This window comes from Virgibacillus sp. 7505 (assembly GCF_002272135.1).
GTDB lineage: Bacteria > Bacillota > Bacilli > Bacillales > Amphibacillaceae > Terribacillus.
Window position 1 is genome coordinate 1 of sequence record NZ_NPBF01000044.1, and the last position, 4665, is coordinate 4665.

Annotated in this window: 4 protein-coding genes; all 4 read right to left on the reverse strand. The window is 37.9% G+C overall.

Annotated features, from left to right (window positions below; all coding sequences use genetic code 11):
• Nucleotides 1-95 precede the first annotated feature (95 nt).
• Entirely contained in the window at nucleotides 96-926 is an 831-nt protein-coding gene (locus tag CHH91_RS17800) for a DUF6282 family protein (RefSeq protein ID WP_095224758.1), read from the reverse strand.
• Nucleotides 927-1039: 113 nt separating this feature from the next.
• Nucleotides 1040-2338, reverse strand: a complete 1299-nt coding sequence (locus CHH91_RS17805) for a CitMHS family transporter (protein WP_095224759.1) — start codon at nucleotides 2336-2338, stop codon at nucleotides 1040-1042.
• A gap of 378 nt (nucleotides 2339-2716) precedes the next feature.
• A complete protein-coding gene (locus CHH91_RS17810) occupies nucleotides 2717-3481 on the reverse strand; it encodes an SDR family NAD(P)-dependent oxidoreductase (protein ID WP_095224760.1) in 765 nt (254 codons plus the stop codon).
• 92 nt (nucleotides 3482-3573) lie between these two features.
• Entirely contained in the window at nucleotides 3574-4266 is a 693-nt protein-coding gene (locus CHH91_RS17815) for an aspartate/glutamate racemase family protein (RefSeq protein ID WP_095224761.1), read from the reverse strand.
• Nucleotides 4267-4665: the final 399 nt, after the last annotated feature.

A 4665-nucleotide genomic window follows, 5' to 3' on the forward strand; every position in this document is an offset into this window, starting at 1 on the left:
TTGAAGTACACCTATACGGTATGTTGTCATTACCATTCAGCCCCTTTTTACGACATAAGTATCGTTCTCTCTAAAAAGATTCCCCTCTTTCATTCCTAATAAATGTTCAGCAGTTTTGCTGGGAGCTTCTTCGTCATCCAATCGATAGCATCTTCTTCTATATTATTTTCTCTCAGGAACTGAATATAAGCTGGCAGACTTTCATTCCAAGGAGGATTCTCAATTTGTCCGCTATCAGTGGATACAAGTGTTGTCTCATATCCGACTTCACGAATTGCTTCTACATTGGCAGGCAGATTGTTTTGATAGTTGCCATTGCCTATTGGCTGTGCAAATGTTCTTTCAAAATATACGTTATCAAAATTGGAAACGATATTTTTTTGATCTTCAATGGATAAGTCGACAATATGAAATTCCGGATGTGTCACTACTATGTGAGAAATCCCTAAATCATTCGCCGCTTCCAGAACAGCATATATTTCATCTTTCGAAATGTGTCCAGTTGCAAGTACTGCATTATGCTGCTGGATAATACGCAAGATTTCCAGCAGTTCCGGTACAATCCGTTTGCCTTCTTTTATAGTGATTCCGCCTTGCTTGCTCTCTTTCTGGCGATGATTCCTAGCATCAATTGTCGGAAGCCAGACTATCTTTGCGCCTAATTCCAGTGCATAGCGTACAGCAGTGGGATTAAGACCGCCTACAGCATAGTTCAGAGTTATACTCCCATAAGCAATGGTCTTACGAGCTAATTTGTTTAAAATCCAAGCCCTCTCTGTTGTTGGAAACTGATGCGACTTTAGCACAAATCCTGCTGCCCCTAAAGATTCTGCCTGGCTCAATAATTCCAAGTCATCGTGTTTTCTAGTTCTTATATCCGGTGCAGAATGGATATGAAGATCAAAAACTCCCTTAATTGTTTTCATGTAAGACCAACTTCTTTCAACTATTATTTCTATTTAAATGATACAAAACTTACAACTCCTATTAAAATAGTGTTTTTTTATAGAAGGTCATAATTTTTTTCTATTTCTGCACACTACCAAGCTATTGTTATTGCACCTGTCAGCAAAGCAAAAACAATTAGTGCAACGGATAATAAAATCAACCATCCAAGAGCAAACCGTTGAAATTCGCCTAAATCTTTTCCCACTAACGCGAGCAATACCCATAACGGGGCGGATGTTGGGCCCATTGAATGCAGAGGCTGCCCTATTACTCCTGCCCTTGCTATTTCTACTGGATCAATTCCGTATTCTGCTGCGGCTTGAGCCAGGACTGGTAAAGCACCAAAGAAGAATGCGTCATTAGACATAAGGAAACTGAGTGGCAAGCTAATTACAGCAACAATGACTGTGAAAAATGGGGAAAACGCTTCTGGCACAATTGATAGAAAATCGGAAGCCATATGGTCAACCATTTTTGTTTCGGAAAGTATCCCAGTAAAGATTCCCGCACCTAAAACAAGCATAACCACTGGTATTGCATTACTTCCATGAACTTTAATAAGTTCCTGCTGCTCTTTAATTTTTGGATTGTTAACTAGCAGGGCAATTACAAAACCGATAATAAACAGGACCGGCAAAGGCGCTATACCCATTACTAATGATACAAGCAGGGCTAATGTCAACAAGAAATTGAACCAGATCTTCCAGGACACTGTAACTTCATTTTCTGTGATAGTTGCAGCAATCTCTGCTGAGGCCTCTTTGATTTTCGCTATTCCGATTCTTTTCCTTTCCATTCTGCCCATTACATAAGCGAGTACAATAATGAACAACGAACCACACAAGATCATTGGAATCAACGGAACAAAGTAGTTCGATGCATCCAAACCTAGGACACTTATGCCTCTTGTTGCTGCACCTCCCCACGGAGTCATTCCTGAAATTGTGCCTAAGGCCATGACAGAAATGGTAGCAAGTACTAAAGGATTTATACCTATTTTTTTATAAATGGGCAGCATGGCAGAGCAGATAATCATATAACTTGTTGTACCATCTCCATCGAGTGCCACTAACAGTGCAAGTATGGCTGTACCAACTACTATTTTGACTGGATCTCCTTTAGCAATCTTTAAAATCGTGCGCGAAACAGGGTCAAATAATCCAGAATCCATCATGATTCCAAAATAAAGGATCGCAAACAACAGCAATACAGCAGTAGGAGCAACTAGCTCAATCCCTTCAAACATCATAGGTCCGAGATTTGAACCGAACCCTCCAATAATGGCAAAGATAATAGGTGAAATAACGATTGCAGTAAATGCAGATGCTTTCTTTGTCATTACAAGGTACATGAAAAGAATGATCGTAAGAAAACCTAAAATGGATAACATTAGTTCATCTCCTATCTTTGTATACGCTTTCAAAATCGACTTTGCAAGGTATCTCTTTTACTTGCCCCCTCTGCTTCTTGTGATATGTACACTGTATGTGAAGTAAAGCAAAGAATAAAATATAGATTTCCTATGAAAAGTGATTGAAATTTTCAATTAAATAATTGTGTTAACTAGAATGTTGAGCTACACAATTATGAGGCCTCATTCGGTTAGATATTTATCACTCCAGTTGGTTAAAAATTCTTTAAAAAAAGTGATGAAACACATCTCCCGAAACCATCTGTAGATTTAAATACAAAAAAAGAGCCATAAGGCTCCATATCAAAATTACTCTAACCTAAATCGTAATTAAGCAATTATTTGCTTATATGAAAACTAAATCGCTGTCCATCCTCCATCCACTTTAATTGTCTCTCCGGTTATAAAATCAGCCATATTCGATGCAAGGAAGAGTACTGTTCCTGTAACATCTGAGGGCTTTGCTAAAGAGCCTAATGGAATTCGGCTTAATACATCACTGTAGAAGTCTTCGTCTTGGAACATACCGCTGGTAAGATCTGTTTTTATGAAAGTAGGTGCTACTGCATTGACTTTGATTTGATGGTGAGCCCATTCCACTGCTAAAGCTTTAGTGAGTTGCACTGCCCCTCCTTTACTGGAGCAATAAGCAGCTCTTTTGACGTATCCAACAAATGCCATTTGCGATACGATATTGATAATCTTACCTTGTATCCCTTCATCAATCATATGTCTTCCTACCTTTTGAGAACAGAAGAAGGTGCCTTTTAAGTTAGTATCTAGAACTGTATCCCAATCATTCTCTGTCACTTCTAAAGCAGGTTTTGCAATATTTGTTCCAGCATTATTCACTAATACATCTATACGACCCATATGTTCCTCAGCTATAGCTACCATCTTTTCAATGTCATCTATCTTGGTAATGTCTGCTTGGACGTGTGTGCAACCCTTATTTATTGATTTCAATTCTGCTTCGGCTTTCTCCAGGTCTTCTTTATTCCTTCCAGTAATTACGACAGAGGCTCCCTTATCTGCAAAGGCAGCAGCTATATCTTTTCCTATCCCCTTGCTTCCTCCCACTACCAGTATGTTTTTCTCTTTCAGATCTTCAAACGAATACATTGAAATCCTCCTTTACTAGTTAAATGTCGGATTGCTTCATTTCATCTCGTTTGATTCTTTCACTAATAATAATAGGATATACAACATATTGATCAGACGTTTTGCTGCTCCTCAAATCGTGTTGATCCATGCTTTTGAATTTCTTGTAGTATCGCTTTTACACTGATTTCAGGACTGGTTAAAACCGGGACTTGGAAGGTGCTATCCTGTTCCAAGACACGAGCCATAGAAAATTGAGCCAAGACAATAACGTCTGATTTAAATTCCAGTTCCTTAATCTTTTCAAGGATAAGGTAATCATGATCCTCTTTTCTTCCATCTTGTAGTGCTTGAAAAGCTTTATGAATTACTACAGTTTCAATATCTACCTCTTTCGCTTTCTCCTGGGCTACTTGTTTTAGTAATCCTTCTGTAGTTGGACCTGCTGCTTCTACGGTAGCTATCACACCAATCTTACTGCCTATCTCAACTGCTCTTTCAAGCATGCTCATATCTGCACTAAGCAATGGCTTGTCAAAGAGATCACTAATCTGCTCTACGCATGGAGTAAATGACGAACAAGTCAGAAGGATCCCGTCAACACCACTTCTCTCTGCTTTGCTAATTAACTCGACAAGTCTGCGAACCATATCATTTGTGATGACTTTCTTTTCATTCAGCTCATATATGAGACTTTCATCCATGAAGTTGACCAAAACTGCTTCAGGAGCATGCTGCTGAAAAGCGGATAAAATAGGCTGCACAGAGTTCATTGTAGCGTGTATCAATCCAATTTTTTTCTTCATATTTACCCTCCCGTAAGTGCTTACATATAACTTATACGACAAACATTTTTCATAAAAATGTTATCACAGTGATTAGTTTTTCAATAATACATATTCTCGATAGTAATGCATAAAGAAATTTTATATCTCTATATTTGTTTCTGATAATGTAGAAAGAAAACTATTGCCTCCGGATAATGTTTAGCTAAATTGTCCGCTGACATCCATTCTCAAAGATAGTACTTATACTTGAATAACTTACATCACTTACTCATCTAGATATAGAAAAATACAATTAAATTTCATTCATATTATTTATTTTATTTATTTCATATAGCGACTTATACTTAAAATGTAAAGTAAACCTCTTATGAAGGAGTTTGATACAAAATGACAACATACCGTATTGGCGTACTTAAC

Excerpts from the sequence above, each read along its gene's own strand:
- CHH91_RS17815 (WP_095224761.1), bottom strand. The coding sequence starts at position 4,266 with ATGAAGAAAAAAATTGGATTGATACACGCTACAATGAACTCTGTGCAG.
- CHH91_RS17800 (WP_095224758.1), bottom strand. The coding sequence starts at position 926 with ATGAAAACAATTAAGGGAGTTTTTGATCTTCATATCCATTCTGCACCG.
- CHH91_RS17805 (WP_095224759.1), bottom strand. The coding sequence starts at position 2,338 with ATGTTATCCATTTTAGGTTTTCTTACGATCATTCTTTTCATGTACCTT.
- CHH91_RS17810 (WP_095224760.1), bottom strand. The coding sequence starts at position 3,481 with ATGTATTCGTTTGAAGATCTGAAAGAGAAAAACATACTGGTAGTGGGA.